This window comes from Actinophytocola sp. NPDC049390, from assembly GCF_044466355.1.
Lineage (GTDB): Bacteria > Actinomycetota > Actinomycetes > Mycobacteriales > Pseudonocardiaceae > Actinophytocola.
The window spans coordinates 1-1,126 of record NZ_JBITMQ010000052.1 but is presented as its reverse complement, the minus strand read 5'-3'; the positions used below and the strand labels follow the sequence as shown (position 1 = coordinate 1,126).

The following is a 1,126-nucleotide window of genomic DNA, read 5'->3' as shown; positions in this document are numbered from 1 at the left end:
GCCGGGACGAAGGGCGGCTTGACGCTGACCGTTCCACAAGGACTGACGGGGCCGGACCACGACGGTCCGGCCCCGCGCTGGATCACAACATGACGCCTGCCCGGCCGAGGTAGTTGTCCCAGTACGCGGCCAGGACGGTGGCCGAGGTCCGGTAGACGATCGGCTCCGAAGCCGGGTCCAGCACCAGGTACTGGCCGCCCTCGTAGCCAGCGACGGTCAGGAAGTGCGGCACGTCGTTACCCGACCATGGCAGGTCCTTCATGTTCCCCGCCATCACCACCGGTCCACCCGCCCGCACGTGCGACAGCAGGCGGTCGAAGTCACCGAACACCACCGTCGCCGACACGCCGTTCGCCGCGAGTGCACGCCGGACGTCGGACTCGTTGGTGCCGAACTGGTTCGGGTCGTTCCACGACGGGTCGTAGCCCATGTCGGCCCGGGCACGGTTGATCGCGTAGACCGGGTTCGACGAGTTCCACGACCGCGGCGTCACACCAGCCGCCAGCAACGCGGTGACGACACTGGTCGGGCCGCAGTCCTCCCCTTGGTTCGGCTGGCCCTGGAACTGCGACACCGGCACGTGGTCGCCAGAGGTCTGGCCGCAGTCCGGCACTCCTGGGATGCGGTAGTCGTAGCCGGTGGCCATGTAGGCGTCCGCCAGGTAGCCGCCCAGCGCCGGCACGTAGTCCCACAGGTTGCTGGTGAAGCCCCGCGTGTTGGTCACCGACTGCCCCTGCGCCTGGCAGGAGATGTCCACCACCCGCCCGTCCCACACGAGCCCGAGACTCCCGCTGGCGGTCGTCGGTGCGGTGCGGATGTTCAACCCGTCCCCGTCGGTGTTGCCCACCGTCGCCGTGGCGGCCGACGCCACCCCGGCCGTACCGGCCACCGCACCCGCCACCATCGCCAGCACCAGTACCGACTTTGTCAGTAATGATCGCCATCTCATGACGTTCTCCCGTCGTTCAGGGACATGACCCGAATCCGACGAACGCCACGACATCCCCGTTTCTCACTGTGTGAAAGCAACCGATGTCTTTCCGTGCGCGAAGAGTCTTGACTCCATGAGCCTGCCGCCTTATGCCTCACCCCATATGGCGCCAGAGCGGATCCGATGTGGAGCATT

At 67.3% G+C, this 1,126-nt stretch carries 1 protein-coding gene; it reads right to left on the bottom strand.

The window, feature by feature from the left end; translation table 11 throughout:
- Nucleotides 1–82: 82 nt before the first annotated feature.
- Nucleotides 83–949 (bottom strand): C39 family peptidase, encoded by an 867-nt coding sequence (locus ACIBVP_RS45730; protein ID WP_396112829.1) that lies wholly within the window; start codon nt 947–949, stop codon nt 83–85.
- Nucleotides 950–1,126: the final 177 nt, after the last annotated feature.